Origin of the sequence: Nonomuraea sp. PA05, from assembly GCF_008086045.1 — a bacterium.
Classification (GTDB): domain Bacteria; phylum Actinomycetota; class Actinomycetes; order Streptosporangiales; family Streptosporangiaceae; genus Nonomuraea; species Nonomuraea monospora.
This window is the reverse complement of the sequence record NZ_VSEY01000033.1, coordinates 49,628-75,900: the sequence shown is the minus strand read 5'-3', so window position 1 is coordinate 75,900 and position 26,273 is coordinate 49,628. Positions and strand designations below refer to the sequence as shown.

The 26,273-nt window shown below is 72.8% G+C and carries 26 protein-coding genes and 1 pseudogene; 12 read left to right on the top strand and 15 right to left on the bottom strand.

Annotation, left to right across the window (positions count from 1 at the left end):
• Position 1: 1 nt before the first annotated feature.
• The 11 genes from FXF51_RS41015 to FXF51_RS40975 all read right to left on the bottom strand — a co-directional run bounded on the left by FXF51_RS41015 (position 2) and on the right by FXF51_RS40975 (position 11,711).
• The gene (locus FXF51_RS41015; protein ID WP_148440162.1) at positions 2 to 919 is read right to left on the bottom strand and encodes an ABC transporter ATP-binding protein; all 918 of its coding nucleotides are present in this window, start codon (positions 917 to 919) and stop codon (positions 2 to 4) included.
• Positions 916 to 3,477 (bottom strand): class III lanthionine synthetase LanKC, encoded by a 2,562-nt coding sequence (gene lanKC, locus FXF51_RS41010; RefSeq protein ID WP_148440161.1) that lies wholly within the window; start codon positions 3,475 to 3,477, stop codon positions 916 to 918. The genes FXF51_RS41015 and lanKC overlap by 4 nt, the downstream gene beginning before the upstream one ends.
• An 18-nt stretch (positions 3,478 to 3,495) precedes the next feature.
• Complete coding sequence (mpaP, locus tag FXF51_RS41005; RefSeq protein WP_222871679.1) at positions 3,496 to 5,130, bottom strand: daptide biosynthesis intramembrane metalloprotease; 1,635 nt, start codon at positions 5,128 to 5,130, stop codon at positions 3,496 to 3,498.
• The gene (locus FXF51_RS61235) at positions 5,127 to 5,303 is read right to left on the bottom strand and encodes a hypothetical protein (protein ID WP_187414848.1); all 177 of its coding nucleotides are present in this window, start codon (positions 5,301 to 5,303) and stop codon (positions 5,127 to 5,129) included. Before FXF51_RS61235 ends, mpaP begins: the two co-directional genes overlap by 4 nt.
• A 150-nt stretch (positions 5,304 to 5,453) precedes the next feature.
• Complete coding sequence (locus FXF51_RS41000; RefSeq protein ID WP_222871678.1) at positions 5,454 to 5,633, bottom strand: daptide-type RiPP; 180 nt, start codon at positions 5,631 to 5,633, stop codon at positions 5,454 to 5,456.
• Positions 5,634 to 5,662: 29 nt separating this feature from the next.
• Positions 5,663 to 5,821 carry a daptide-type RiPP gene (locus FXF51_RS61230; RefSeq protein ID WP_187414847.1) on the bottom strand — a complete coding sequence of 53 codons (159 nt, stop codon included), beginning with the start codon at positions 5,819 to 5,821 and terminating at the stop codon, positions 5,663 to 5,665.
• Between the two features lie 17 nt (positions 5,822 to 5,838).
• Positions 5,839 to 6,006: a daptide-type RiPP gene (locus FXF51_RS61225; protein WP_316247662.1), complete on the bottom strand. Its 168-nt coding sequence runs from the start codon at positions 6,004 to 6,006 to the stop codon at positions 5,839 to 5,841.
• Positions 6,007 to 6,031: 25 nt separating this feature from the next.
• Positions 6,032 to 7,270, bottom strand: coding sequence for a daptide-type RiPP biosynthesis dehydogenase (gene mpaC / locus FXF51_RS40995; RefSeq protein WP_148440159.1), 1,239 nt, complete (start codon positions 7,268 to 7,270; stop codon positions 6,032 to 6,034).
• Complete coding sequence (mpaD, locus tag FXF51_RS63080) at positions 7,267 to 9,468, bottom strand: daptide-type RiPP biosynthesis aminotransferase (protein ID WP_262380151.1); 2,202 nt, start codon at positions 9,466 to 9,468, stop codon at positions 7,267 to 7,269. Before mpaD ends, mpaC begins: the two co-directional genes overlap by 4 nt.
• A complete protein-coding gene (mpaB, locus tag FXF51_RS40980) occupies positions 9,465 to 10,721 on the bottom strand; it encodes a daptide biosynthesis RiPP recognition protein (RefSeq protein WP_148440158.1) in 1,257 nt (418 codons plus the stop codon). The genes mpaD and mpaB overlap by 4 nt, the downstream gene beginning before the upstream one ends.
• 33 nt (positions 10,722 to 10,754) lie before the next feature.
• Positions 10,755 to 11,711: an LLM class flavin-dependent oxidoreductase gene (locus FXF51_RS40975; RefSeq protein WP_187414846.1), complete on the bottom strand. Its 957-nt coding sequence runs from the start codon at positions 11,709 to 11,711 to the stop codon at positions 10,755 to 10,757.
• A gap of 324 nt (positions 11,712 to 12,035) precedes the next feature.
• On the opposite strand from FXF51_RS40975, the gene FXF51_RS40970 reads away from it, so the two are divergent.
• Complete coding sequence (locus FXF51_RS40970) at positions 12,036 to 12,746, top strand: CPBP family intramembrane glutamic endopeptidase (protein ID WP_187414845.1); 711 nt, start codon at positions 12,036 to 12,038, stop codon at positions 12,744 to 12,746.
• Positions 12,743 to 13,780, top strand: a complete 1,038-nt coding sequence (locus FXF51_RS40965; RefSeq protein WP_222871676.1) for a glycosyltransferase family 2 protein — start codon at positions 12,743 to 12,745, stop codon at positions 13,778 to 13,780. The genes FXF51_RS40970 and FXF51_RS40965 overlap by 4 nt, the downstream gene beginning before the upstream one ends.
• Here the strand turns inward: FXF51_RS40965 and FXF51_RS40960 are convergent.
• Complete coding sequence (locus FXF51_RS40960; RefSeq protein ID WP_148440155.1) at positions 13,777 to 14,442, bottom strand: GOLPH3/VPS74 family protein; 666 nt, start codon at positions 14,440 to 14,442, stop codon at positions 13,777 to 13,779. The two genes, FXF51_RS40965 and FXF51_RS40960, sit on opposite strands and share 4 nt — an antisense overlap.
• A gap of 143 nt (positions 14,443 to 14,585) precedes the next feature.
• On the bottom strand, positions 14,586 to 14,783 hold the full coding sequence (locus FXF51_RS63930) for a DUF397 domain-containing protein (RefSeq protein WP_148440154.1): 198 nt from the start codon (positions 14,781 to 14,783) through the stop codon (positions 14,586 to 14,588).
• Between the two features lie 362 nt (positions 14,784 to 15,145).
• Between FXF51_RS63930 and FXF51_RS62150 the strand changes: the two genes are divergently transcribed.
• Positions 15,146 to 15,979: a DUF6082 family protein gene (locus FXF51_RS62150; protein WP_222871675.1), complete on the top strand. Its 834-nt coding sequence runs from the start codon at positions 15,146 to 15,148 to the stop codon at positions 15,977 to 15,979.
• A gap of 44 nt (positions 15,980 to 16,023) precedes the next feature.
• On the opposite strand, the gene FXF51_RS40945 is transcribed toward FXF51_RS62150, so the two are convergent.
• The gene (locus FXF51_RS40945; protein ID WP_148440152.1) at positions 16,024 to 17,826 is read right to left on the bottom strand and encodes a LuxR family transcriptional regulator; all 1,803 of its coding nucleotides are present in this window, start codon (positions 17,824 to 17,826) and stop codon (positions 16,024 to 16,026) included.
• A gap of 105 nt (positions 17,827 to 17,931) precedes the next feature.
• Here FXF51_RS40945 and FXF51_RS40940 point away from each other — a divergent pair, with 105 nt between their 5' ends.
• The 9 genes and pseudogenes from FXF51_RS40940 to FXF51_RS40900 all read left to right on the top strand — a co-directional run bounded on the left by FXF51_RS40940 (position 17,932) and on the right by FXF51_RS40900 (position 25,570).
• Positions 17,932 to 19,734, top strand: coding sequence for an ABC transporter permease (locus FXF51_RS40940; RefSeq protein ID WP_187414844.1), 1,803 nt, complete (start codon positions 17,932 to 17,934; stop codon positions 19,732 to 19,734).
• Positions 19,735 to 19,950: 216 nt separating this feature from the next.
• Positions 19,951 to 20,151, top strand: coding sequence for a hypothetical protein (locus tag FXF51_RS40935; RefSeq protein ID WP_148440150.1), 201 nt, complete (start codon positions 19,951 to 19,953; stop codon positions 20,149 to 20,151).
• A gap of 179 nt (positions 20,152 to 20,330) precedes the next feature.
• A pseudogene (locus FXF51_RS63075) lies at positions 20,331 to 20,483 on the top strand (hypothetical protein); the annotation flags it as partial.
• Between the two features lie 65 nt (positions 20,484 to 20,548).
• Positions 20,549 to 20,896: an alpha-L-rhamnosidase C-terminal domain-containing protein gene (locus FXF51_RS63550; protein WP_222871690.1), complete on the top strand. Its 348-nt coding sequence runs from the start codon at positions 20,549 to 20,551 to the stop codon at positions 20,894 to 20,896.
• A 55-nt stretch (positions 20,897 to 20,951) separates the two neighbouring features.
• Positions 20,952 to 22,424, top strand: coding sequence for an FAD/NAD(P)-binding protein (locus FXF51_RS40920; RefSeq protein ID WP_148440149.1), 1,473 nt, complete (start codon positions 20,952 to 20,954; stop codon positions 22,422 to 22,424).
• A gap of 55 nt (positions 22,425 to 22,479) precedes the next feature.
• The gene (locus FXF51_RS40915; protein ID WP_262380150.1) at positions 22,480 to 22,653 is read left to right on the top strand and encodes a hypothetical protein; all 174 of its coding nucleotides are present in this window, start codon (positions 22,480 to 22,482) and stop codon (positions 22,651 to 22,653) included.
• A 254-nt stretch (positions 22,654 to 22,907) separates the two neighbouring features.
• The gene (gene modA / locus FXF51_RS40910; RefSeq protein ID WP_148440233.1) at positions 22,908 to 23,690 is read left to right on the top strand and encodes a molybdate ABC transporter substrate-binding protein; all 783 of its coding nucleotides are present in this window, start codon (positions 22,908 to 22,910) and stop codon (positions 23,688 to 23,690) included.
• 6 nt (positions 23,691 to 23,696) lie between these two features.
• Positions 23,697 to 24,542 (top strand): ABC transporter permease, encoded by an 846-nt coding sequence (locus tag FXF51_RS40905; protein ID WP_262380148.1) that lies wholly within the window; start codon positions 23,697 to 23,699, stop codon positions 24,540 to 24,542.
• Positions 24,539 to 25,570: an ABC transporter ATP-binding protein gene (locus FXF51_RS40900; protein WP_148440148.1), complete on the top strand. Its 1,032-nt coding sequence runs from the start codon at positions 24,539 to 24,541 to the stop codon at positions 25,568 to 25,570. Before FXF51_RS40905 ends, FXF51_RS40900 begins: the two co-directional genes overlap by 4 nt.
• Positions 25,571 to 25,643: 73 nt before the next feature.
• On the opposite strand, the gene FXF51_RS40895 is transcribed toward FXF51_RS40900, so the two are convergent.
• Complete coding sequence (locus tag FXF51_RS40895; RefSeq protein ID WP_222871674.1) at positions 25,644 to 26,240, bottom strand: TetR/AcrR family transcriptional regulator; 597 nt, start codon at positions 26,238 to 26,240, stop codon at positions 25,644 to 25,646.
• Between the last annotated feature and the right edge of the window lie 33 nt (positions 26,241 to 26,273).

Below are 26,273 nucleotides of genomic sequence, written 5' to 3'. Positions count from 1 at the left end.
TTCAGCCCACCTCTCCCTTGATCTCGGCCTTCTCGGCCGTGGCCGTGCTGAACGCCTTCTGCAGGCTCCGTTCCTCGCGCAGCTCGTAGATCGCGACGCCGGTGCTCTTGGCGAGCCGGCCCACCGCGTCCGGCTCCAGGCCGGTGACCTGCAGACGCTGCGCGTCGGCGAGGCTGACGAGCCGGCCGCCCGCGCTGGTGATGGCGGCGCCGAGCGCCTGCGGGTTGTCGCACTGCACGCTGACGGTCTGCGTCTGGTAGCGCTGGATGAACGCCTGCGCCGCACCAGCGCCGACGATCTTGCTCTGCGCGATGACGACCAGGTCGTCGACCAGGTCCTCCATCTCGGCCAGCAGGTGGCTGGAGACGAACACCGTTCTGCCCTGGTCCCTGAACTGCCGCAGCAGCCCCTTCATCCAGGCGATGCCCTCGGGGTCGAGGCCGTTCATCGGCTCGTCCAGCATGACCACCTCGGGGTTGCCCACCAGGGCGATGGCCAGCGCCAGCCGCTGCCGCATGCCCAGCGAGAAGCGCCCGGCCCGCTTGCCGGCCACCGCCGACAGGCCCACCCGCTCCAGCAGCACCTCGGCCTGGTTGTCCTTCACCCCGGCGAGCCTGGCCGCCCAGCGCACGCTGTCGATGGCCCGGCGGCTGGGGTGCGCGCACTGCGTGTCGAGCACCGCGCCGATCTTGCGGGCGGGCACCGGCCACTCGTGGATCGGCTTGCCGTCGATGTGGGCCGAGCCGCTGCTCGGGCGGTCCAGGCCGAGGAAGAGCCGCATCGTCGTCGACTTGCCCGCGCCGTTGGGCCCCAGGAAGCCGGTGATCGCGCCGGAGCGAACGGCGAAGCTGGCGTTGCTGACCGCGAGCACGGGTCCATACCGTTTGGTGAGGCCCTCTGCCCTCAGCATCGGTTTCATCTGATCTCCTGTTGTGTCGTTGTGCAGGTGTCGTGGCGGGTGGCCGCGGGTTCCAGGAACGGGAGACCGGTGCCGCCGCCCAGGGCGGTGTGCAGGGCGAGGAGCACGCCGGCCGAGCCGGTGGCCAGGTCGGCCGACAGCCGCAGCGCCTGCTCCCCGATGAAGGCGAGGTGACCGTCACGCGGCACGCCGTGCCAGGCCAGGTGCTTCAGGTGGCGGGCGAGCCTGGGCGAGTCCGGCCGCTCGCCCAGCCGGGCCAGCGCCAGCATGACCCCGGCCCGGCCCGCGAACAGCCCGGCGCCGGTGACGACGTGGTCGCCGAGCGCGCGGCGGAGGTCATCGAGCACCTCCAGCAGCTCCGGGTCGGGATAGTGCTCGATCAGCAGCCGCAGCACCATGGCCACGCCCGCGCCGCCCAGCTCCAGGACCGGCTCGCGCCACGGTGCGCCGATCGGCGCGGGGACGCCCGTGCCCGCGCCCATCACCGCCAGGTCGCGGCGCAGCGCCGCCTCGGCGTGCCGGAGCAGCGCGGGTTCCCTGCTGTCGGCGTAGAGCCGCAGCAGCAACAGCGCGGCGCCGCTGGCTCCGTGCATCAGCCCTGGCGGCGGCCCTTCCGACTTGAGCGGCAGGCGCTCGATGAGCAGCTCGGTGACCGCGCCGCAGTCCCGCCCGAAGTGCCGCAGGGTCAGGCCGGTCCCGGCCAGCCCCGAGTACAGCCCGATGCCCGGCACCCGGTCCAGCGGGATCGCGGCCGCGCGTTCGAGTGTCTCCAGCGCCTCCGCGGTGCGGCCGAGCCGGTCCAGGGCGTAGGCGACGCCGCTCAGCCCGTCGTAGAAGCCGGGCCGGGTCACGCTCCCCTCGCGCGAGCGGCGCACCAGCCAGTCGACCTGCTCCTCCGGTACGTCCACGCCGGCCTCGGCGAGCGTCCAGAGCACACCGGCCGCGCCGTGGGCGAAGGCGGCCCCGCCGCCCGGCAGGTGGAACTGCGCGACGTCGCCGGGAAAGAGCCGGTCCGCACGCTCCGGCGTGGCGGTGACCGCGATGCCGTCCGCGATCGCGGCCCGCAGCCCGGGCCAGGCCGCGGGGCCGGGCTCCGGCCAGTCCAGCGGCGGCCGGTCGGCGGGCTGGGCGACCAGGTCGTTCCAGTGCGGGGCGGGGCCGAGATCGCGGCGTACCCGCTCGGCGAAGTCCGCCGGAACGGGGAAGTACGTGGTGACGAGGTCCAGCAGTTGCTCCGCCTTGTCGGCGCCCCAGGGCAGCAGGGCCGTCATCGGGCAGAACATGGCCAGCCGGATGCAGCCCAGCCCGAAGCGGTCCACCTCGGCGCCGGTGTAGCTGGGCGGCGCCACGAAGCCGGGCGCGGCCATGACCTGGACCAGGTTCTTGTCGGCCTCGGTGGCGCCCTCCAGGTCGATGAAGGCGATGCTGTCGTCGGCGCGGACCAGGATGTTGGCCGGGTGCAGGTCGCCGAAGACGACGCCCCGCTCGTGCATCGCGGTCACGGCCTCCTCGGCCTGCCGCAGGATGTTCAGCGCCCACTCCGTGTAGGCGGCGAAGTCCGCGGCGGAGCGGTCGGGCCGCAGCAGCGGGTTGCGGCGGGTGATCTCCCTGCCCAGCGGCTCGCCCTCGACGTGCTCGCGGGCCAGGAAGTAGTGCTCGTGGCCGATCCGGTAGTCGATCACGCGCGGAATCCAGGGCAGGCCGGCGAGCCGCTCCATGGCCCAGTGCTCGCGCTCCAGGCGGGCGACGGCGTCGCGTCCCTCCTGGTCGAGCCCGGCCAGCGGCCTGGCCTCCTTCAGCACCACCGCCTCGCCGGAACGGGTGTCGGTGGCGTAGTAGACGCCGCCGCCGTTGGAGAAGTGGAAGGCCTTGGTCGCGCGGAAGGGGAAGTCGCGCAGCGTGCCCCTGTTGCGCGCGGCCAGCGCCTCGGTCAGGCAGTCGGGCAGCTCGGCCCACGGGGGCGGGCGGAAGGACGGGCCACGGACGTCGGGCACCAGATTGCCCTCAGGGTCCTCGACGCAGTAGACGGTCTCGCCGTACTGGTTCTGGATCGTGCGCTCGACGAAGGCGCCGTAGCGGACGTACAGCGGCCCGGAGCGCCAGCGCAGGTCGCTCAGGATGTGCGGGCCCCGCTCCCCGTCCAGCAGGTCGCCGAGCTCGTTGAGGATCTTCTCCAGTTGCTCGTCGTCACCCGGGTACAGGGTGGCGAACTTGCCCGCGCTGCCGCGGTCGGCGTACTTGCCGTTGCGCCGCCGCAGCACCGTCTCCGAGCGGAGGTACTTGAAGCTCACGCGGTGCGCGACGCAGTAGTCCCAGACCGCGGCCAGGACGCGCGCCGCGTTCTCCGTGGTCGCCGAGACGTGGATCTTCCAGCCCTGCCGTTGCACGCGCTCGACGGGCGCGTTGAAGATGATCCAGTCGGCGTTGTCGTCGCGTCTCCAGTCGGCGGGCATCGGTGTGGCCGCGTCGTGGGAGAACTCGGCGTCCGCCGTCGGCTCGACGACGTCGTAGAAGGGCTCTCCTGGCGGGCAGTGCCGCAGATACTCGATGAACTCCATCGCTCTTCCTTCTCCCCGTCACCAGGTGAGCGGCAGGTACGTCGCGACGAGCCACTCGCCGAGTGGCCTGGACCCGGCGTCGACCCGCGCCGCGCCGCTGCGCTCCCCCGGTGTCTCCCGCACGGTCAGCGGGTAGGCGGACACGGTCATCGGCAGGGTGCCTTCCGCGCGGATCGGAAGCAGCGCCGAGACCGGGGCGGTCGTGCTCGACGCCGTAGCGGAGGCGACCACGGCCGACCCCACCTGCTCGCGCAGGACCACGCCGTTGCGCAGCAGCCGGACCTGCGCCCCCCGCGTGATCGCCTCGTCGCCGCCCGGCACCACGAGTTCGAGCTGCCCCTGCCGGTAGTGGTAGCCGCCCGAGATCACGTACGGCACCTGCACCGTCATCAGCACGGCGGTGAGCCCGCAGGCCAGCGCCGCGATCACGCCCCCGATCCGCCACACCGGCGCGCCCGACGTCCTGGCCTCCTGCACGGTCAGCAGGAACCCGACCAGCAGCCGGCCGGCCAGCAGCAGCACGACGACCGCGATGACCACCGTGCCGAGCAGGCCGAGGCCGCGCAGCAGCTCGCCCCAGAGGGACAACGCCAGCACCCCGACGAGGTAGACGGGAAAGACCAGGCAGGCCAGCCCGTACGGCACCGCCCACCGCAGCCCGGGCAGCTCGACCGGGTAGGAGCCGCCGAACAGCAGCCTCGTGACCACCCGGCGGGCGTCGGCCATCGCCCGTTTGCGCAGGTCCGAGATGTCGAGGTGGCTCATCAGCGCCAGGTAGCCGTCGAGCTTGACGAACGGCAGCAGGTTCAGCAGCCCGCTGGCGTAGGTGACGACGGAGAAGACCAGCAACGCCGCCTCACCCGTCGGCAGCGCCGCGACGGCCGCCGCGCCCGCCACCACGAACTGGGTGGCCACCCCGGCCAGCGCCACCCGCACCCGCCGCTCCTTGCGCCCCAGCCGCCAGCCGTCGGAGACGTCGCAGAAGAACGCGGGCAGCAGGTAGAGCAGCATGACGCCCATCCGGCTCGGCCGCCCGCCGTAGTGGCTGAGCACCGCGCCGTGGCTCAGCTCGTGCAACACCATGACCAGGTACGAGCCGGCCGCCACCCACGCGTAGACGCTCAGCGGCAGCGGCGATCCGAGCGCCTGGGCCAGCGCGCCGCCGTTCAGCGCCAGGCTCACCGGCCCGGCCAGCGCGATCACCACCGCGGCCACCGCCCAGGAGCGGCCTGCCAGCGCGGCCAGCAGCGGCCGGCACCAGGCCAGCAACCTGGCCGGACGTAACAGGGTGATCTGCAGGGTCAGCGGGGGCACGTACTTCACCCAGGGGGCGGCGGCGCTGCGGCCCTGGCTGCCGTCGTCCAGCAGTTTCATCCGCTGCATCTCGCCCAGCGCGTAGCCGAGCGCCTGCGGCGTCCACTTCGGCCCCAGGTCGGCCAGCAGCTCGGCGTGATCCCGGTCGCCGTCGAGCGCGCGGCCCAGCCGGGCCATGTCCGCGCCCACCCGGATGTAGCGGCCGGGGCCGCGCTGGATGATCCAGGGGGCGCCCTCGTGCTCCGGCGCGTGCACCTGTACGTCGTCGGCCAGCCGGGGGCGGGCGGGCATGGCCGGGTCCAGCTCCTCCCGTTCCCTCCTGCCGAGCTTCACGCTCACCGCCCGGTCGCCTTCATGACCATGAGCGCGAAGAAGACCAGCGCCGCGACGCCGAGCACGGTCAGCACGACGATCTGCGTGATTCCCGCCAGGCTGCTGTTCATGACCAGGGCGAACGCGATGACACAGATCCCAGCCGCGATGATCAACCACACCGTGGACACGTTGCTCATTCCTTTCCTTCACCGAGCGGGAATTTCCTGCGAGGGCGGGCGGTGGCGGCGGATGACCGCCGCCACCGCCTGGTGCCATGCCGCTACGTCCGTCTCGGGCTCCTGCATCTCAAGCTCGAGACCGAGTGCCGCATCCAGTGATCAGCGCGCTCAGGTGATGACGCTGATGCTGCTCATCACGGCGGTCACGCCGTACGAGACCGCCGTGCCGACGGCGCTCACCACAGAGACGCCGGTGACGACTCCCCAGAAGGTCCCCCAGCCGGGGGCCTCCATGGCTTCGAGCTCCTGCATGCCCAGCTCAAGCGGGGCGTTGGCCAGCTCGTTCATGTGCATTCCTCCTCTCGGGAAAACGGGTGTCAGGTCGCCGCGGCCGCACTGGCGACCGCGCTGGCGAAGGCAAGGGTGCCGAGGGTGATGACGAGCCCCTGCTTGAAGCCGGACCAGAACCCGGGGGCGTCCATCGCCTCGAGCTCCTGCATGCCCAGCTCAAGCGGGGCAATCGCCAGTTCGTTCATGTGCCTCTCCTCCGATGTCAGGTCGCCGCCGCGCTGGCGATCGCGCTGGCGAAGACGAGTGTCCCGACAGTGATGACGACCCCCTGCTTGAAACCGGACCAGAATCCGGGGGCGTCCATCGCCTCGAGCTCCTGCATGCCCAGCTCCAATGCGGGAGTCAGGCTTGAGGTCGCCGCCATGTTCATCGCCACACACCTCCTCTCCTAGCCGTCAGCCCGCGGTCCGTCCGCGGGGGTCCTTGCCAGGCAGGGCGGCCACGGCATCCGGTGTGCGGATCACCTCGGCCAGCAACCGCCGTACCTCGTCCTTGGTCAGGCCGCCGAGCATGGGCAGCCCCGCGCCCCAGGCGCGCACGATGCGCGCGGCGATGGCGTCGAGCGCGTCCTCGCCGGCGCTCAGCCGCCGCTCCACCAGCCACGAGTCGATGAGCGCGGCCATCCCGTCCGCCGGGTCGTCCGGCAGCCCCTCGGGATCGACCGCCCGCAGCACCGTCCAGAGCCTGGCCAGCCGCCTGGCGGAGCCGAGCCGCCGCTCCCCGCCGGCGATGGCCCGCCACAGCGGCGGCAGCACGGCGGCGACGGCGCGCATCTTGCGTACGCCGAGCGCGCCCGAGACCTCGTTGGCGATCAGCCAGCCCTTGTTGGCGAACGCGGCGCGGCCCAGGTGGATCCACTCCTGGTGGGTGAGCCCGCTCAGCTTGGCGATCTCCAGCCGCAGCGCCCGGTCCACCGGCCGCCCGCCGCCGCGTGCCCGCCGCACCTGGTGCCCGGCCGTGACCAGCCGTACGGCGACCGCCTCGGCCAGCGCGTCCTCGGTGGGCAGGTCGGCGTGGTCGCCCACGTACAGGCTGACCAGGCGGAACAGCGCCTCCAGCACGCCCTCGGAGATCAGCTCGGCCGGCAGGGTGTCGGTGGCGACCGGGTCGAGCACCGCGATGTCGGGCCGCAGGCACTCGCCGGAGACCAGCCGCTTGCCCTGGGGGTACTCCAGGCAGGCCACCGTACTGAGCTCGGCGCCGGTGCCCAGCGTGGTGGGGACCGCGACGAGCCGCACGGCGCGCTCGGTGCCCTGCGGCAGCACGGTCATGCCGCTGCGTTGCGGGACCGAGAGCCTGGCTCGCGCGGCGGGGCGCTCGTACAGCAGGGTGAGCAGCTTGGCCTGGTCGAGCAGGGAGCCGCCGCCGACGCCGACGACCAGCTCGATCCCCCGCAGACGTGCTGCCAGGTCCAGGACGCCGGCCAGGGTGCCGGGGCCGGGCAGGACGGTCAGCTCCGCCTCGCGGCCGGCCTTGGCGACCTGGCGGCGGACGCGGGAGACGATCTCGCTGTCCAGCACGCCGGGATCGACGAGCAGGCTGACCCGCCTCGCGGAGCCCGCGGCCAGCCACGGGGCCAGGCCGTCGGCCCCGAAGAGGGTACGGGTCAGGCACTGCGTGCCCTGCTGCGTCATGCCGGGACCTCCCGGCCGCTGTAGGCCGACAGGCCGGCGCGCAGGCAGCCGAACAACTCGCTCACCTCGGCGCCCGTGTAGGTGAGCGCGGGCACGAGCTGCACGCCGTTGACGCCCGGGTGCACGACGGCCCCGGCGCGGCGGACCGCCGCGACCACGGCGGGCACCTCGGCCTGCGGCAGCTCCGCGCCGTCCGGGGTGCGCAGCTTGATCGCGCGGAAGCAGCCCATGCCGGAGGTACCGGCGACCATCGGGTGCCGCAGGGCGGCCAGTTCCTCATCGAGCAGGACGGAGACCCGCCTGCCCAGCGCCACCGCGTCCAGGCGGCGCATCTCGCCGATGGTCGCCAGGATCGCCGCGCAGGTCACCGGCGTACCCGCCTGCGTCTCCGCGTGCGCGAGCACCGCGCCGGCCTCGGTGAACGCCGCCGCCACCCGCCGGGACGCCACCACCACGGCGGCGGCGCTCACCCCGTTGGTCAGCCCCTTGGAGGCGAGCAGCAGGTCCGGCGGCTCGGGCCAGCGCTGGGAGGCGAAGAAGTCGCCGGTACGGCCGAAGCCCGTGGCCACCTCGTCGGCCACCAGCAGGAACCCGTGCTCGCGGCGCAGGCGCAGCAGCTCGGCCACGTACTCGCCGGTCAGCGGGACGGCCCCGCTGCCCAGCACCGGTTCGACGACGACCGCCGCCACCTGGCCGCCCTGGCGCTCCAGCAGCCGGGTCAGCTCGCCGACGTCGTTCGGCCCGACGTGCCGGACCAGCCGCTGGTCCACGCCGTAGAGCCGTTGCCCGAAGTCCTCGCCGCTCAGCGCGAAGGCCCCGAACGTCATGCCGTGGTAGCCGCCGCGGAGCCCGATCACCAGCTTGCGCCGGTCGTCGCCGCGCAGCGCGTGGTAGTGCCGGGCGAGCTTCATCGCCAGGTCGTTGGCCGCGCCGCCGGAGGTCGAGAACACCACCCTGGCGTAGTGGTCGGCGCCGCACAGCTCGACCAGGGCCGCCGCGGCGCGGCGCGCGTAGTCGTTCTCGTAGCGGAAGACGTTCAGGTAGGACGCTCTCGACAGGGCCTCGGAGACGGCCGCCGTGATCGCGGGGTTGCCGTAGCCGAGGTTGGTGTTCCACAGGCCGCTGGTGCCGCAGAGCAGCTCGCGGCCGCCGGCGAAGCGGATCCGCACCCCCTTCGCGGAGACCGCGCAGAGCTCGTCGAGTCCCTGCTGGTCCGGCGTCAGCAGCGCCGGCCACAGCGGTGCGGTCCCCGGCTCGGCGCGGCGGTTCCCGCTCGACACGTGGCGGTCTCCACTCGATGCGTGGCCGTTCCCGCTTGAGGCGTGGCCGTTTGCGCTTGAGGCGTGGCCGTTCCCGCTTGGTCGAGGTCGGTCTGCCACCTCCGCCTCCAGCAGGATGTCGCGGTGGCGGGCGCCGGCGTCGCCCAGCGCGTGCCGGGAGAGCACGGCCAGGCCCGCCTCGGCCAGCTCGGCCTCCAGCCGGTCGGCGGGGACCACGGCGACCGTGCTGGTCGCCACGGTGACGGGGCCGTCCTGCGGCTCGGCCGGGCAGATGGCCACCACGCGCCGGCCCGCCTCCGGGTTCCAGCGCTCGAAGAACCGGTACGACGTGCCGCTGACGCCGACGAAGGGCACCTCGACCTCGTGGCCGTCCACGGCGTCCAGCTCGACGGTGGACAGGACGAACCGGCCGCCGGGCGCCAGGTGCTCGCGGACCGTCTCGTACAGCGCGGCGCGGCCCTCGGCGTCGAGCAGGGAGATCGACGAGGTGCCGAGCACGATCACGGCGAAGCGGTGCGGCGAGGTGAACGTCCGCATGTCGGCCCGGACCAGCGTGCAGCGCTCGCGCAGGCGCGCCGGCGACTCCTCCAGGCGGGCGGCCAGCAGGGCCAGCATGCCTTCCGACAGGTCGACCGCGGTCACCTGCCTGCCCAGCGCGAGCAGCGGCAGCGTCAGCCTGCCTGAGCCGGCCGCGAGGTCGAGCACCGGGCCCGGCACGCGGCGGACCAGGCTGATGAGCTCGCGGACCTCGTGGGTGTCGGTGCCGGCGACGTCGTGGTAGACGGCCGAGCCGGTCAGGTCGTACATGTCGCACACGACCGCGCGCTCGCCCAGCTCCGTCACCAGTTGCCTGGCCTGGCGCGGCAGGTCCGTCACCAGCTTTCTGGCCTGGCGCGGCAGGTCCGTCCGGGGCGTCATGTCAGCCGCACCCCCGCCCCGGCGAAGTACTCGGCCACGGTACGCAGGCCCGCCGGGTCGGCGTGCTCGGCGGCGGCCTCCATCGAGCCGCACGCCAGCAGCGCCTCGGCCAGCTCGCCCGCGCGGTGCTCCACCTCGAACGTCCTGGCGGGCCACGGCTGGTGCACGTAGGCGGCGTCGTCCGTCCACAACAGCAGCGGCACGTCCGGCCTCGTCAAGTCCGCCGGGGCGGCGATCTGCTCCAGCGCGGTGGCCAGCCGGCCGCCGAAGCCGGAGACCCGCACGCCCGAGGCGCCGCGGAGGGTCAGGTCGCGGATGGCGGCCAGGGCCGCGAGGTAGCGGCCGAGCCAGGGGCGGGCGGCCAGCTCGGCGGCGCGCCGCTCCTCGGGGACGGCCGCGCCCAGGCAGACGGCGCACGGGTGGTCGCTTCCCGCGTTGACGCGGTGCCAGGTGGCGGTCAGGGTGGCCAGGTCGTCGCCGACCTTCCCGAGGGGCAGGCCGGTCGGGGAGGTGGACAGCTCGCCGTCGGGGCCCGCGTACAGGCGCAGCCGCGGCCCGTCATGCCCGGGGCCCGCAGCCTGGCCGTCATGCCCAGCGCCCGCAGCCGAGCCTCCGTGCCCAGCGCCCGAGTCCCCGCGCCCAGCGCCCGTAAGCGAGCCTTCGCGCCCAGCGCCCGAGTCTCCGCGCCCAGCGCCCGTGAGCGAGCCTTCGCGCCCAGCGTCCGCAGCCGGGCTGGGATGGGCGGCCTGGTCGCGACCGGCAGTCTCGTCGCGACCGGCGATCAAGCCGGGGCCGGGGCCGGGGCCTGCGCCGAGACCTGGGGCGTCGGCGAGGCGGACCGTCGGGTGGATGAGGAACTCGGCGAAGTGCCCCTCGGCGACGGCCCGGTCGGCGTCGGACAGGTAGAGCTCGAAGTCGTCCTCGCCGAAGACCCGGATGGCGGTGGGCCCGATCACGGACATGTACTCGCTGGTCGCGTAGTCCTGCGTCTGCAGGAAGAACGACTCCGACAGCGACATCTCCGCGCCGGGTTCGCTCAACGAGCCCTCGTACGGCACCACGACCGGCCCCGAGGCGTCCCCGGCCCCGTCAGGAACGAAGATCAGAGTTTCGGGCCCGGCCAGGCCGGACTCGATGACCGTCGTCAGATGGTCGGAGTTCTCCAGAACAATCGCGGATACCTCTTCGGGCGGCGCTGCGGTTCCCGCCTGCCCCGTCGCCCACTGCATCAGCAGGCGCTTCGTCCCGGCCAACGTCTTCCCCCGTCCCTTCCGTCGAACGGTTGCTCAGTTGAACGTGCCGCCAACCAGCGCCCCGAGCAGGGCCTTCAGCTCGTTCATGGCTTCTTTCTGGCCCTGGAGGTTGAACACCCCCGTGAGGTTGAGGATGATCTCGTCGGCGCCGACCCGCTCGTACTCCTTCAGCGCGGCGACGAGCTCGTCGAGGTCCCCGCTGAGGAACGCGCCACCGGCCACGGCGGCCTTGGCGTCGGCGGCCGGGTCCTTGCCCGTGACGTCCAGCCCGGCCTTGCGCAGCATGTCCACGTAGTGCGGGGCCTGAAGGTGCAGGGCGTTGCTGGCCATGGCCTGCTCGGTGGGCGTGCGGTCGGGCCTGGTCATCGCCAGGGGCACCATGGCCGCCAGCCGGGGCGCCGGGCGTCCCGCCTTCTCCGCGCCCTCGCGCAGAGCCGGCATGACGGTCCCGGCGAGGTAGTCGACCGGCGTGAGCCAGGTGATGGCCACGTCGGCCACCTCACCCGCGAGCCTGGCCATGTTCGTCCTGAGCACGCCGAGGCCGATCTCGATGGGCGGCGACACGGCCGGCGGAAGCATCGCCTTGCACTGGACGTACTCCCCGTGCACGTCCACCACACCGCCGTCCAGCAGCCCGCGGACCGCGGTGACGTACTCGCGGATCGCGCCGAGCTGGCTCCGGTAGCGCTCGCCCAGCAGGCTCTCCTGGAAGGAGATGGGCCCGGGGCCGAAGCCGGCGACCACCGGCTCGCCGGTCGCCATCGCGAGCGAGCGGACCTGCAGCGCCGCCTCGTACGGATTGCGCAGCGGCATCAACGTCACCCCGAGCCCGGTCGGCACCCGGAAACCGGCGCCGGCCGCGTACACGAACCCCTGGTGCGGCTCGATCAGGGTGGCCTGCCCCTGCCACAACGCGTGCGCGGCGGTCCACTCGACCAGAGCCGCGTAAGGAAGGATCTGCTCAGGGCGTCGCGGAACAAATGGAATCATCACCGAATACTTGGCCACTTTCGCTCCCCGTCGTTTTTTCACGTCGTGACCGCGCTCTTTTCTTACTCCGCGGCCTCTTCCCCGGCGCTTCCCCGGTCGCTTCCCCGGGCCGGTTTCTCCTGGTCAAGCCGGAAGTGACGGAGAGACATGACAGATGTCACACGGGACCCATGACGACGGCGACTATGGCCCGTCCGCCGCGTGAACGAGGCTGGCAGCAGCAGACGTCTAACATGTTCGATGTACGGCTGGTGCTCGGCTCCTGCATCGTCCGGCGCCAGCCGTACTTCCCGGGCCGAGGCCCGCAGGGAGGTCAGGAGGCCGATGCCGTCCACAGTCGTCTGGTCATGGGTGCTCGCGGGCGGCCTGATCAGCTATCTCGCAGTCGTCGCGCCGCTGCTCGGCCGCCGTTCCTACGAAAAGCTGGAGAAGGGCATCACCCCGCTCTCGCGCGGTCTCGCCCTGAGCATCGTGGAGCTGTGGGCGCTGGCCGCCGTCGCCCTCGTGGTGGTGGGGCTGTCGCCGTCCCTGGACCTGGCGGGCGTGGGCATCAGGCCGCCCGAGGACCCCAGCCTCACCTACGGCATCGCTGTCGCGCTGCCCGTCGCGATGGTGCCGCTGGTGCTCTTCATGCGCTGGCTGGTCAGGAACGGCGGGAAGGTGCCCGGGTCCGACGCCTACTCCGCCCTGCTGCCGCGCACCCCCCGGCAGCGGTGGCTGGCCGCCGGGGTCGCGGTCTCCGCGGGCGTCTGTGAGGAGCTGATCTACCGGGGCCTGTTCATCGCCCTGGGGGTGGCGCTCGGGCTCAGCCCGATGGCCGCCGCGGTCGTGGCGGTGGCCGTGTTCATGCTCGGGCACCTCTACCAGGGCATGTCGGGAGCGCTGCTGTCGCTGCTGGCCGGGATCGCGTTCACCGGGCTCTACCTGCGTACCGGCAGCCTGATCGCGCCGATCGTGGTGCACGTCCTGGTCGACCTCAGGTCCCTGGTGTTCACGCCGCTGCCCCAGGCGCAGCCCGCTCGGGTGGAATCGTGAGGTTCTCGGTCGTCTGCCCCACTTACAACCGGGGGCCGGCGATCGCGGCCACCGTCGAGTCGGTTCTGGCGCAGTCGCTGCGTGACTGGGAGCTGCTGGTCGTCTCCGACGCGAGCGACGACGACACCGACGAGGTGGTCGCCGGGTTCGCCCGCGCGGACGACCGGGTCAGGCTCATCAGGACCCACCGCCACGGACACCCCTCCGGGCCGCGCAACATCGGGCTCGCCGAGGCCCGCGGCGCATACGTCGCCTACCTCGACCACGACGACCGATGGGCGCCCGAGCACCTGGCGGTCCTGGCGCGGGCGCTGGAGGGCGAGCAGCTCGCCGCCACGGGGGCGACGCGGGTGACCGCCGCCGGCGACGTGCTGCACGTCACTCCCCCGCTGACGCTCTGCTGGCACCCAGAGCTCCAGGTCATGAACGCGATCTTCCAGCCCTCGCAGATCGCGCACGTCGCGGGGCTGGCCGAGTCGGTGGGCGGCTGGCGCACGAACGAGACCGGGCTGGAGGACTGGGATCTGTGGCTGCGCCTGACCGACGCGGGCGTACGATGCCGCACCGCGGCCGAACCCACCGTGATCGAGCTGGTCGACCCGTCCACCAGGCAGAGCCGGGTGACCGCCCGGCACGGGTGGGAGGTGGCCAGGTTCCCCGACGGGCGGGCGGCGCGGGCCGCGTACCGGGCGCTCAAGGACACCCGCCGGGTGGCCGCCGCGCGCACGGCACTGGAAACCGACCTGCGGGCCTGGTACGCCGCCCTCATGGAGAGCGGCCTGCTGGTCATCCCGCGAGGCTGGCGGGCGGACGCGCGGGAGGTCGACCGGGCGCTGCGCGAGGCGGTGGCCGCCGCGCCGATCGGCGGCCGTGAGCTCTGGCCGGACCTGGCGATCGTCCCGCGCGAGGATCACGTCGCGCTGGTGCACCTGATCTCCTGCGTCACGCAGGAGCACGCGGACCGCATCGGCACGCTGAACCGCCGGATCATGCGCCACCAACTGGAGCTGTACGCCGACGTCCTGACCTGCTAACCGTCGCTCGCCGCGATGATGTTGCCCATCGCCATGGTGGTGCTGACCTGCACCGCCGTACGGATGGCGTGCATGACCTGGACGATGGCCTCGCTGACCGCCGGGCCGGTCCACTGCCCCTCGGTGATCTCCGCGATCCGCTCACGCCGGGCGCCGGGGAACAACTTCTCGCCCAGCCCGCACGCACCCAAAAACGCGACCAGCACGCCCATCCGCTCATCGGGCGCCGCCCCGTCGAGGACGTCGCGCACCCGGCGACGGATCTCCCGCTCCACCCCCGGATCACGTTCCGGATATTTCGTAGTACGGAACAGTCCGAGCACCTTGCCGTGCTCCTCGCTGAGCACCCCGCGCTCGGCCAGCCGCTTCAGCAGGTTCCAGCGTCGCGTCGGGTTGGTCAGCCGGTCGAGCCACCACCTGACCTCGCGCGGTTCGGACGCCGCGATGTCACGCAGCACCTTGTCGAACTCGTCGTCACCGGTGGGCGTCGGGTCGAGGACCTCCAGGCGGCCCTCGGCGTGGCGGAAGCGGCCGGCGAGCGTGAGCTCGGCGAGTACGGCGGCTGTCAGGGTCACGTCCACCGCGACCTCACTGATGTTCGGCCTGCCGGTCTCCTCGTCGTGGGAGAGAAGGAGCAGTTCCTCTGCGATCGTGATGTCCACGCCCAAACCCTAACCGCACAGCCTTTCGCCTGCCCGCCTTCCGCGGTCTTGCGCCAGCCGCTGGTGTGCGGACGATCTGCTCGGCGGTCGAACGTCCATGGGCGGGGTCGGCCCGCCAGCGGCGGACCGGCCCCGGAGTCACATCAGATCAGATCGGCATATTTCCCGCTCTTGATGTCTGCGATGAATATTTCCCAATCGTCGGGAGAAAACTCGAGCTCGCGATATGCGGAGAGAGTCGAGCGCATCACGATTCTCCCGTTGCGCGGACGAACCTCCACGCAAGTTGAGTTGGAGGTGCATGTGGCGCTACGCCGCCAGCCCACTTCACTTACTGTCATTTCTTCGTCCAGATTTCTCAGAGGCTTGATGCCGAACGAGAGCCGGTTAAGCGCACACGAGCGATTTCGACCCTGAATATCGGAATCGGGAGCCTTGTTGCCATCTGCCGCATCTTCTCGTCAACGACCCTGCACTCAGATACCGAGCAGGGCGGACGCGTTCGCGTCGGATCACCGAAGCGGAGTTGTCGCACAGGGCCATCAGGCTGCTATGTGATGAGCCAACCCGATGTTGAGCCCAGGTCACGACTGCGACCTTACTCGCCCAACGATCTCTCAGGGCTTCTCCCCATCTTCCCCAAGAGGTAAACCAGACCCCACCGTAATCACAACTAGGCTAAGACCGCCCGATGTGACACTGTGTGAGCGTGCAACGTCCAAGACGACCGGCACAAGGCCGCCGGCTCTCACGCACGTTTCTGCTGATCACCCTGGTGGCAGTGACGGCCGGCGGGAGCGCGTTGACTCTCCTGTCTCCCGTCCTGCTCATTCGACTCGACCTCGCCCGAGACGCAGACTGGAACAAACTAAGCCAGATTGGACAAACTTACGGAGCGACTTCCGCCATACTTTCCGCATTTGCGCTTATAGGTGTCACAACCTCGCTCATCCTGCAGAGCAGAGAGGCTCGCGCCACCCGCCAGGAAGCCGCAAGGGGCTATCATGCGCAACTCATGGAAATGGCCATGGAAGATCCGACATATCTGGCTTGCTGGGGGGCTTTGGACCGCACGCGCCCACAGGACGAGCTGCGACAGCACCTCTACCTCAACCTGCTGGTCTCGTTCTGGGAGATGCGCTACGAGATCGGCGACTTACCTGATCACCATCTGTACGCGCTCGCCAGCACAGAACTGTTCACCACCATTCCCGGAAGGCAATTCTGGATCGAAGCTCGCACGCACCGTCTACAGGCGGCGAAGAGCCGGAAGATGCGCCGTTTCAACGAGATCCTGCAGAAGGCCTACCAATCCACTCCGGACCTTCCCTCTCCATCCCCTGGCAGGCCTGGCCGAGGAGAAACCGAGGTGGCGAAGATGGCTTCCGGCGTCATCATCGGATTCATCGCCGGATGGCTGGCGGGCTCCATTCGCAGAGCCGGTCACGATTATGCGGGGGTGCCGAGGGCCGGTGGCGGCGAAGCCGGCGGCCTGGGAACGGCGCAGCGGCGGCCACGCCCTCCTTGGCCGGGTTGAGTTCGCACCCCGCGCAGACGGCACTCGTTCCGCGGTCCGCCCGATCAGACCAGGTCGAGCCCGGCGAGCTGAGCCCTGCTCGTCACGTTGAGCTTGGGAAAGGCCCGGTAGAGGTGGTAGCTGACGGTCTTGGGGCTGAGGAAGAGCTGCGCCCCGATCTCCTTGTTCGTCCGCCCCGCCGCGGCCAGCCGCACGATCTGCAGCTCCTGCGGCGACAGCGCAGGCAAGGAGCCGGTGTCGGAGGAGGCGAGGCTGGTGTCGCCGGCGGCGCGCAGTTCGCCGCGGGCGCGTTCGGCCCACGGGCGGGCGTCGAGGCGCTCGAAGGTTTCGAGCGCGGCGCGGAGCTGGACGCGGGCGGCCTGCTTGCTCCGCTCCCTGCGCAGCCGTTCGCCGTAGACCAGCGCGGTGCGCGCCGACTCCCAGGGCCGGCCGCCGACCGCGTGCAGGCGTACGGCGGCGCGGAAGAGCTCGTCCGCCCGTTCACTGTCGGGTTCGAGCTGGGCGCGGCACCGGTGCAGGACGGCTTGTGCCCACGCCAGGCCGGAGGCCTGCGCCCAGGCCTCGTAGCGGCGCAGCGGCTCGTCGGCGGGCAGGCCGAGGCGGGACGCGGCTTCGATCTGGTCGGGGGCGAAGTGCACGGCCTGGAACTGGTTGCGCACGGGCCCGGCCATGGCGGCGTCGAGCCGGTCCAGGGCCTCGGCGAGCCGGCCCTGCCCCAGGTCGAGCAGGGCCTGGGCCCACCGCGTCCAGGCCAGGCCGTTGACGATGCCGTTGGCGTCGTAGCGCTCCAGCGAGGCGGCGGCCAGCTCGGCGCATCGGTCCGTGTCGCCCCGGGCGGCGGCGATCCAGGCGAGCATGCCCTGCATGCAGCCGGCCCGGTTCGGACGTCCCGTCCCGGCGGTCAGCCGCAGCCCCTCGCTCGCGGTGGCGGTGGCGTCCGTGAACCTGCCGAGGAAGATCTCGCTGGTGGCCAGGGTGATGTGCAGCACGGCGAGCTTGCTGATCTCGCCCGCGGTGCGGCATTCGCCGGCGGCGGCGCGGGCGATCTCCCACGCGGTGCTGAAGTCGCCGGTCTGGAGCGCGAAGTAGGCGGCGTTGATGCGGCGTGAGTGCATGTCGGGGATGATCCGGCTGCCGCCCGCCACCAGCTCCCGCATGACCGGCAGCGCGGCGGCGGGGCCGTCGGTCAGCAGCAGCGCCGTGCTCAGGGCGGCCTGTCTGGCGAGGTCCAGGTCGTCCTGCGGGCGCAGGTCCAGCTCGCGCAGCCGGGTGGCCGCCGCCACGATGCCGTCGGCGTCGCCGAGACGTTGCGCGTTGCGCGCCGCCTCGACCAGCATCAGCCCCGCGGCGGCACGGTCGGCGGCGGCCACGTCGGCGGCGCCGTCGAGCAGCAGGTCGTGTGCCAGGCGCGGCGCGCCCTGGCCGAAGGCGATCCTGGCGCGCAGCGTGGGGAGCAGCGTGGGGAGCAGGGCGGGGAGCATGGCGCGGGCCGACGCGTCAGGGACGAGGCCGGTGGCGGCGTCGAGGAGTCGCTGGGCCCGGTGCAGCTGGCCCTCCTCGGTGGCATCCACCGCGGCGGCGAGCAGCCGCCTTCCCTTCAGCTCGGGATCCTCGCTCAGCTCGGCCGCCCGCTCGAACGCGGCGCAGGCGCTGACGTTCGCGCAACGCTCCCTGGCCCGGTGGGCCGTCTCCTCCAGCGCTCGCGCGGCGGTCTCGTCCGGGCCGGTCGCGGCTGAGGCCAGGTGCCAGGCCCGCCGGTCCGGGTCGCCGGCCAGCAGACCGGCCAGGACCGCGTGCGCTTCCAGGCGCAGATCGTACGTGCTGAGCTGGAAGGCCGCGGCGCGCATGAGGGATGGGCGAACGCCGCGTGCCGTCCGGCGATCCTGATCAGGCCGGCCCGTTCGGCCGGATCGGCTCAGCCGGGGACGCCGGCCGTTTCCAGCCAGGTCTTGGTGCTGACCGGCCAAGACCGGGCGCTGCTCGACCCCACCCGCGAAACGGACGACCAGGCACGTAACAACACCAACACGATCGTCGGCATCGCCGCCGGTTTCGCCGGATTTATCGCCATATTCGTGGTGTCGTCCACGTTCGCCTTCGCGGTCGGCCAGCGGCAGCGCGAGTTCGCCCTCCTGCGCACCATCGGCGCGACGACCGGCCAGGTCAGACGCATGGTTTACGGCGAGGCGCTGCTGATCGCCGTCGCCGCCTCCGCGCTCGGCGCGCTGCTCGGCACGCTGGGCGCCCAGCCGATCATGGATTGGCTGGCCTCGCTCGGCATGGCGCCCGCCTGGCCCACCCTCTCCACCTCGTCCGTGCCGTCCTACGTGGCCTTCGCCACCGGCGTACTGGTCGCCGTGCTCGGCGTGGCCGTCGCCGCCTGGCGCGCCGCCAGGGTGCGGCCGGCGGAGGCACTGCGCGCGGCGGCGATCGAACCGAAGGCCATGACGGCCGGACGCTGGATCGCCGGGGGCGGCCTGCTGGCCATCGCGGTCGTCAGCATGACCGTCAACGCCGTCGGCGACCCGGACGGCGCGACCAACAACAAGACGTTCATGCCCATCGTCATGCTGCTCATCGCCGCCGCCGGGCTGCTCGCCCCGGTCTTCGTCCGCCCGGTGACGGCGCTGCTGGCCGCCCCGCTCGGCCGCCTGCGCGGTGCGGGCGCGCTCGTGGTCGCGGGCTGGGCGGGCGCCTCGGCGCGGCGTACCGCCGCCGTCGCCGCGCCGGTCCTGGTCACCGTGGCGCTTGCGGCGACCCTGCTGGGGGCCATGGCGATGACCGACGCCACGAAGTCGGCGATGCGGACCGCGCCCGTCCGCGCCGACTACCTGGTGCTGCCCACGGGGGCGGCCGGGCTCGACCGGCAACTCGTCGAACGCCTGCGTGCCGTCCCCGGCGCCGACGTCACCACCGTCACCTCGACCAGCCTCTACACCCTTGAGGGCGAGGGCTCGCAACTCATCGAGCGGCCCGCCGAGGCCGTCGACCCGGCCGCGCTGACCACCGCCCTGTCCGTGCCCGTCACCGCCGGATCGCTCGCCGGCCTGCGGGACGACACGATCGCCGTCTCACCCACCTGGGAGCTGTCCCTGGGGCAGCGCGTGACGTTGTGGCGGGCCGACGGCAGCCCGGCCACCCTGACGGTCGTCGCGCTGCTCGGCGCCCGATCGGCCGCGGACTCCTACGTCGCCACGGCGCACGCCCTGTCCGCCCCGCCGACGGCCGCGTACGTGAGACTGCGCCCCGGCGCCTCCCCCACCGAGGTCCGGCAGGCGCTGGAACGGGCCGCCGACGGACACCACGCCCGCGCCGTCACCAAGGCCGCCTGGGCCGCCGCCACCGCCACCGGCCGGCGCGCCTCCGCCAGCCGTCTCGGCCTGCTGGCGGTGCTCGGCATCATGCTGAGCCACACCGTGATCGCCCTGGTCAACACGCTGCTGATGGCGGCCCCTGACCGGGCGGGCGAACACGCCGCCCTGCGACTGCTCGGCGCGGCCAAGGCTCAGGTGCTGAGGTACGTCATGGCCGAGGCTCTGCTGGTGGTGGCGGTGGGCGTGGTCCTGGCCGCCGTCGCGACCGGGGTCGGGCTGCTCGGACTGTACGCCGCCTTGGCGCAACTGTCGGGGCCCGTGGCGATCGACGTGCCCTGGCGACCGGTCGCGGGAGTGATCGGGCTGTGCGGTGTTCTGGCGGTGGTGGCGGCCGTGCTGCCCTCCGGCCGGAGTAAGGGGGTGGCGATGCCGCGGGCCTGAGCCTCGATCCGGCGCGGTCCCAGCGCTGAACAGGTCAGGGTCTCCCGCATGTCAGCGGGCGGTCCATCGGCCCGTCAGCCAGGTCAGCGGCACGCGGATCAGGCACATCAGCAGGCCGGCGATGCAGTTCTCCGTCCCGCCTTCGCGGGTCCTGGACGAGGCGCATCTGGCCGCGGTGCGTGCGGCGCCGGCGGTGCGGGAGTCGACGCCGAGGGGATGGACGACGTCACCGACCAGTTCTTCCTCGGGCCCGATCTGGTCGTGGCACCCGTGACGGTGCGGGGGGCCGCCGAGCGGGTCGTCGTCCTGCCGCCGGGGCGGTGGCGAGGGGATGACGGGGTGCTGGTCGAGGGGCCCGCGCGGGTCACGGTGGCGTGCGGGCCGGCCCGTGTCCCGCGATTCGAGCGGCTGGCATGACCGGCGTACACGTCACGCCCGTCACCTTCGAGCACCATCGGGAGGCGTCCGGCATCGGCGAGCCCGCACCGCGCCTGTCCTGGACGGTCGTGACCGACATTTCCGGCTGACGGCAGGCAGGGTACGAGATCGAGCCGAGCGACGGGGGCACCACTGGCCGTGTCGAGTCCGCCGAGTCGGTGCTCGTGCCGTGGCCGCCGCGTTACGCCGCCGAGCATGCCGACCCACCTGGGCGGGCGCCGCCGCCGCGTTTCCAGTACGGCGACTGGCTCGACCCCGCCGCGCCCCCTAACCAGCCCGGCAAGGCCCGCACCGGCCCCGCGCTCGTCGCCACCGCCTACCACGCCCGCAGCGCCACGATCCTGGCCGAGACGGCGGCGCTGCTCGCTACCCGCGACTGGGTCCTTCGGCCTCGTCGAGCAGCGCGAACGGGCCGGCCGCCGCCTGGTCGAGCTCGTCGAGGCCGACGGCCACCGCACCGTCGCCGGGCTCGCCCCGGCCGCCCCCGGCCGCCCCCGGCCACCGCCGCCCGCTGGTACGCCCGCGTCCCGGCGGCGGTCTCACCCACGCCCGCGCCCGCCACGACACGCCGTACGAGCCCGCCGCTGTCTCCTGGAGCCGTGACGGCGAGACCCTCACCGTCACGGCCACCGTGCCGCTGGACACGACCGCCCTGGTGGCCCTGCCGAACTTGGCGGAGCGGGAGGTGGCGGCGGGCACGCACACGTTCGGCGCGCCTCTTTAACCGTCCGCGTCATAGGTCCAGCTTATCCTTTATATCCTACAGGTATAGTGGGTATATGGTCCTACCATCGATCACCATCGTCGGAGGCGGCGCGAGCGGCACCCTGACCGCGATCCACCTGCTGCGGCTCGCCCGCGCCACCGGAACTCCCGTGGCGGTCACCCTGCTCGACCAAGGCGGCCGGCACGCGCTCGGCCAGGCCTACTCCACCACCGACCCGCACCACCTGCTCAACACCCGCGTCGAGCGGATGAGCGCGCTCGACGACGACCCCGGCCACCTGCGGGCCTGGGCGCGCACCGAAGGCGTGCACGCCTACGACTACCTGCCGCGCGCCGTCTACGGCCGCTACCTGCGCGAGGTGCTGGCCGCCGCCGAGGACCCGCCCGCGCGCCAGCTCCACCGCGTCACCGGCACCGCCGTCGCCCTGGACGCCGACCACACGGTACGGCTGTCCGACGGCAGGCGGATCGGCGGCGACGCGGTCGTCCTTGCCCTCGGCAACCGCAGCCCCGCCGCGCTGCCGGGCGTGCCCGCGCACCCCCGCCACATCGCCGACCCGTGGGCGCCCGGCGCGCTGGCCGGCATCGATGACGGCGCGCCCGTGCTGGTCCTGGGCACCGGCCTGACGATGGTGGACGTGGCGCTCACCGTGACCAGGGCGCACCCTGACACGGTGGTGCACGCGCTGTCCAGGCACGCCCTGCTCCCCCGCCCGCACCTGCCGCGTCCTGCCCTGCCCGTCCCCGTCGCCATCCCCGACGGCCCACTGCGGGTCGCGGACCTGCTGACCGCCACCCGCCGGGCCGTGCGGGCGAGCGGCGACTGGCAAGGGGTGATGGAGGGGCTGCGACCGCACGTCCAGGAGCTGTGGCAGCGGCTCGGCGCGGACGAGCGGCGGGTGTTCCTGCGCAGGGTGGCGCGCTACTGGGAGATCCACCGGCACCGCATCCCGCCCTCCTCCGCGTCCGCCATCGAGGACCTGCGCGCGGCCGGGCGGCTGCGGCTGCTGCGCGGCAGCCTGATCTCGGCCGAGCCCGCCGCGAACGGCCTGCGCGTCCACGCCCGCCTGGACGACGCCGAGCCAGCCGCGAACGGCCAGCGTGCCCGCTCCCACCTGGACGACGCCAAACCTGCCGCGAACGGCCTGCGCGTCCACGCCCGCCTGGACGACGCCGAGCCAGCCGCGAACGGCCCGCGCGTTCACCCCGGCTCGGGCGGCGCCGCGACCGGTCTCGACGTCGGCTGGCTGGTCAACGCCACCGGGCCGGGCGGCGACGTCACGTCCGACCCCTTCCTCGCCGCCCTCATCGCCTCCGGCGCCGCCCGTCCCGACCCGCTGGGACTCGGCCTCGACGCCGATCCGGACGGCGCGCTGCGGGGGCCGTGTGAACGCCTCTTCGCCGTGGGCCCGCTGCTGCGGGGAAGCCTGTACGAGACGACCGCCGTCCCGGAGATCCGCGCCCAGGCGGCGGCCCTCGCCCCGCGCCTGCTGGAGATCGCCGCGCCTGCACAGGCCGTGGCCTGAGAGCCCGCCCGGGATGGAGCGGCAACACCCCCGGCGGACGATGCCGCACCACGGCATGACCGCGCACATCTCCGGATCCTCCCAGTCCGCCCAGGCCCGCTACGCCGCTGGCACCCGCGGAATCCTGGAGGCGTGGCTGGACGGCACCCCGATCCGGGAGGAGTACCTGATCGTCGAGGGCGGCGCGCTGGCCGGCGCCGGCGCCCATTCCTACTCCACCCGGAAGTGACCGAGGATCACCGGGCCAGGGGGCCGGTCAGGCGGGCGCGCGGAGGTGCGATTGAACCTCGTGGATGCCATGCCAGAGCGGCATATCGTGCCGCTACTGCGGAAGAATCTAGGTATTCATCCTCGAAAGTGCGGGCGGTATGATGGAGGCTTGTGACGACGTTTCGCTTCACGGAGATGGTCACCGAGATGCTCCGCGACGCGGTGACGGCGCACGTCGTCCACCTGTGAGGAGCCCCCTTGGTGTTCAGTCGGATGTCCCGATGGGCGATCGCCCTGCCTGTCGCGCTGGCGCTCGCGGGCCTGTCCGGCTGCGGCTCCGGAGAGTCGGCCACGTCCACGGCCTCCGGGTCCGCGTCCGCCGCGGCGAAGGAGCTGACGGTGTTCGCCGCGGCGTCCCTGACCGGGACCTTCACCGAGCTCGGCGAGGCCTTTGAGGCGGCCCATCCGGGCACCACGGTGAAGTTCAACTTCGGCTCCAGCGCCACCCTGGCCCAGCAGATCACCCAGGGCGCCCCGGCCGACGTGTTCGCCGCCGCCAGCCCGGCCACCATGAAGACCGTCACGGACGCGTCGCTCGCGGCCTCGCCGGCCACGTTCGTCAGGAACAGGCTGCAGATCGCCGTGCCCGCCGACAACCCGGCCAAGGTGGACGAGCTGAAGGACCTCACCGACCCCGAGGTGAAGGTGGCGCTCTGCGCCGAGCAGGTGCCGTGCGGCGCGGCGGCCGTCAAGGCGCTGGACGCGGCCGGGCTGCAGGTCAAGCCCGTCACCCTGGAGCAGGACGTCAAGGCCACGCTGACCAAGGTCGAGCTGGGTGAGGTGGACGCGGCGCTGGTCTACAAGACCGACGTCATCGCCTCCGGCGGCAAGGTGCGGGGCATCGAGTTCCCCGAGGCCGGCCAGGCGATCAACGACTACCCGATCGCCACCCTGGCCGACGCCCCGGCCGGTGACACGGCCCGGCAGTTCGTGGATCTGGTGCTGTCGCAGCAGGGCAAGGACGTGCTGACCAAGGCCGGCTTCGAGGCTCCCTGATCTCGCATGGAGGCATCTGAGTCGCGGCATCATGACAGCCGCCCGGCGGGCGCGCGTGGAGGACGCGAGCCCGCCGGGCGGACGCCGTGGATCCTCGTCGTGCCCGCGCTGGCCGGGCTGGCGTTCCTGGTGCTGCCGCTGGCCGGGCTGCTGATCCGGGCGCCGTGGCCGACGCTGCTGGAACGGCTGGCCGAGCCGCACGTGCTGGAGGCGCTGCGCCTGTCGCTGGTGACCGCGACCATCGCCACCGCGCTGTGCCTGTTGCTCGGAGTGCCGCTGGCCTGGCTGCTGGCCAGGGTCTCCTTCCCCGGGCGGCGGGTGGTCCGCGCGCTGGTCACCGTGCCGCTGGTGCTGCCGCCGGTGGTCGGCGGCGTCGCACTGCTGCTCGTGCTGGGGCGGCGCGGGCTGGTCGGGCAGTGGCTGGAGTCCTCGTTCGGGATCACGCTGCCGTTCACCACGGCGGGAGTGGTGGTGGCCGAGGCGTTCGTCGCGATGCCGTTCCTCGTGATCAGCGTGGAGGGCGCGCTGCGCGGCGCCGACCAGCGTTTCGAGGAGGCCGCCGCCACGCTGGGCGCCTCCCGCTGGACGGTGTTCCGGCGGGTGACGCTGCCCCTGGTGATGCCCGGCGTGGTGGCCGGGGCGGTGCTGTGCTGGGCGCGGGCGCTAGGCGAGTTCGGCGCCACGATCACCTTCGCCGGCAACTTCCCCGGCACCACCCGCACCATGCCGCTGGCCGTCTACCTGGCGCTGGAGACCGAGCCCGAGGCGGCCATCGTGCTCAGCCTGGTGCTGCTCGCCGTCTCGGTGATCATCCTGGCCAGCCTGCGTGACCGGTGGGTGAGCGCCCCATGACCCTGGACGCCCGGCTGGTGGTCACCCGGCCCGCCTTCACCCTCGACCTCGCCCTCGACGTCCAGCCCGGCGAGGTGGTGGCGCTGCTCGGCCCGAACGGCGCGGGCAAGACCACCGCGCTGCGCGCCCTGGCCGGGCTGACCGGGCTGTCCGGCGGGCACATCACCCTGTCCGGCAGGCCGCTGCACACCATGCCCGCCGAGAGCCGCCCGATCGGCATGGTCTTCCAGGACTACCTGCTCTTCCCGCACCTGAGCGTGCTGGACAACGTCGCCTTCGGGCCGCGCTGCCAGGGGATGTCCAAGGCCGAGTCGCGCAGCCTGGCCGCCGAGCTGCTCGACCGGGTCGGCCTGGCCGACCGCGCCGCCGCCCGGCCCCGGCAACTGTCCGGCGGCCAGGCCCAGCGGGTCGCGCTCGCCCGCGCCCTGGCCGTCCAGCCGGAGCTGCTGCTGCTGGACGAGCCGCTGGCCGCCCTGGACGCGCACACCCGGTTGCAGATCCGCTCCCAGCTCCGCCGTCACCTGACCGCCTTCGGCGGCGCCACCGTCCTGGTCACCCACGACCCGCTCGACGCCATGGTGCTGGCCGACCGGCTGATCGTCATCGAGGACGGCGCCCTCGTCCAGCAGGGCCCGCCCGCCGAGATCGCCCGCCGCCCGCGCACCGACTACGTCGCCCGCCTGGTCGGCCTCAACCTGTACCGGGGGGTGGCCGACGGCACCCGGGTCAAGGTGGGTGAGCTGCTGCTGCACACCACCGAGTCGCTGGACGGGGCCGCGTTCGTGGCCTTCCCGCCCGCCGCCGTCGCCCTCTACCGCACCCGCCCGGACGGCAGCCCGCGCAACCTGTGGCAGGCTCGCGTCGAGGGCGTCGAACGGCACGGCGACAACGTGCGCGTGCACCTCGACGGGCCCGTCACCGCCTTCGCCGACATCACGCCGGCCGCCGTCGCCGACCTCGATCTGGCTCCCGGCCGGCAGGTGTGGGTGTCGGTCAAGGCGACCGAGACGCACGCGTACCCGGCGTGAGCAGGACAGGGCCGACCCGCCGCCGCCCGCCTGCCGCTCAGTAGTGCCATGAGGACACCACCGCCGCCCGCGCCTACCCTTCTCGATCCTGCGGGCGGGGATGCGCGACCGGCAGGCGCACGGGAAGCCCGCGCAGCAGGACGTCGAGGAAGAGGTCGAAGCGGGCAGGGGTGGCACCGGCCTCCACGCCGGCCTGGCGGGCGCCGAGCCACTGGACGACGCCGAGCCCGAAGACGTACCAGCTCTGCTCGGCCATCTCCGGGCTCGCCCCGGCCGCACGGAAGGCCGCGATGACGCGGTCGCGCAGCCGCGCGAAGGAGTGCGGGTTGTGCGTGTGGGGCAGGGCGACGTGCACGGCGTAGCCGGGGACGGCGAGGAACTCGTCGTGCATCGACCAGGCCAGCTCGGCCAGCCACGCCTGCCAGGTGTCAGGGGCGGGGTCGGTCGTGGGCAGGATGCGGTCGACCACGACGTCGCTGATCATGTGGAACAGGTCCTCGCGGTTGCGGACCCAGCGATACAGCGCCGAGTGGGACACCCCGAGCCGGTCGGCGAGCTCGCGCATGGTGAGCGAGCCCAGGTCCGTGGTCAGCGCCGTGGCCACGATCAGGTCGCGGCTCAGCCGTGGCGGCCTGCCCTGCTTTCTGCCGGCCTGCGGCATCGTTCGCATCACCTCGCCTTGTCATGCTCATTCCAGCATTAG

Coding starts and splice junctions, on each gene's coding strand:
- FXF51_RS41015 (WP_148440162.1), bottom strand. CDS start 919: ATGAAACCGATGCTGAGGGCAGAGGGCCTCACCAAACGGTATGGACCC.
- FXF51_RS40920 (WP_148440149.1), top strand. CDS start 20,952: ATGGTCCTACCATCGATCACCATCGTCGGAGGCGGCGCGAGCGGCACC.
- FXF51_RS40945 (WP_148440152.1), bottom strand. CDS start 17,826: ATGCGCGCCGCGGCCTTCCAGCTCAGCACGTACGATCTGCGCCTGGAA.
- FXF51_RS40900 (WP_148440148.1), top strand. CDS start 24,539: ATGACCCTGGACGCCCGGCTGGTGGTCACCCGGCCCGCCTTCACCCTC.
- FXF51_RS40975 (WP_187414846.1), bottom strand. CDS start 11,711: ATGATTCCATTTGTTCCGCGACGCCCTGAGCAGATCCTTCCTTACGCG.
- FXF51_RS61230 (WP_187414847.1), bottom strand. CDS start 5,821: ATGAACGAACTGGCGATTGCCCCGCTTGAGCTGGGCATGCAGGAGCTC.
- FXF51_RS40895 (WP_222871674.1), bottom strand. CDS start 26,240: ATGCGAACGATGCCGCAGGCCGGCAGAAAGCAGGGCAGGCCGCCACGG.
- FXF51_RS40935 (WP_148440150.1), top strand. CDS start 19,951: ATGGACGACGTCACCGACCAGTTCTTCCTCGGGCCCGATCTGGTCGTG.
- FXF51_RS61225 (WP_316247662.1), bottom strand. CDS start 6,006: ATGAACATGGCGGCGACCTCAAGCCTGACTCCCGCATTGGAGCTGGGC.
- mpaC (WP_148440159.1), bottom strand. CDS start 7,270: ATGACGCAGCAGGGCACGCAGTGCCTGACCCGTACCCTCTTCGGGGCC.
- FXF51_RS63930 (WP_148440154.1), bottom strand. CDS start 14,783: ATGACAGTAAGTGAAGTGGGCTGGCGGCGTAGCGCCACATGCACCTCC.
- FXF51_RS40970 (WP_187414845.1), top strand. CDS start 12,036: ATGCCGTCCACAGTCGTCTGGTCATGGGTGCTCGCGGGCGGCCTGATC.
- FXF51_RS40915 (WP_262380150.1), top strand. CDS start 22,480: ATGACCGCGCACATCTCCGGATCCTCCCAGTCCGCCCAGGCCCGCTAC.
- FXF51_RS40905 (WP_262380148.1), top strand. CDS start 23,697: ATGGAGGCATCTGAGTCGCGGCATCATGACAGCCGCCCGGCGGGCGCG.
- mpaD (WP_262380151.1), bottom strand. CDS start 9,468: ATGACGCCCCGGACGGACCTGCCGCGCCAGGCCAGAAAGCTGGTGACG.
- lanKC (WP_148440161.1), bottom strand. CDS start 3,477: ATGGAGTTCATCGAGTATCTGCGGCACTGCCCGCCAGGAGAGCCCTTC.
- FXF51_RS41000 (WP_222871678.1), bottom strand. CDS start 5,633: ATGAACGAGCTGGCCAACGCCCCGCTTGAGCTGGGCATGCAGGAGCTC.
- modA (WP_148440233.1), top strand. CDS start 22,908: ATGTCCCGATGGGCGATCGCCCTGCCTGTCGCGCTGGCGCTCGCGGGC.
- FXF51_RS61235 (WP_187414848.1), bottom strand. CDS start 5,303: ATGAGCAACGTGTCCACGGTGTGGTTGATCATCGCGGCTGGGATCTGT.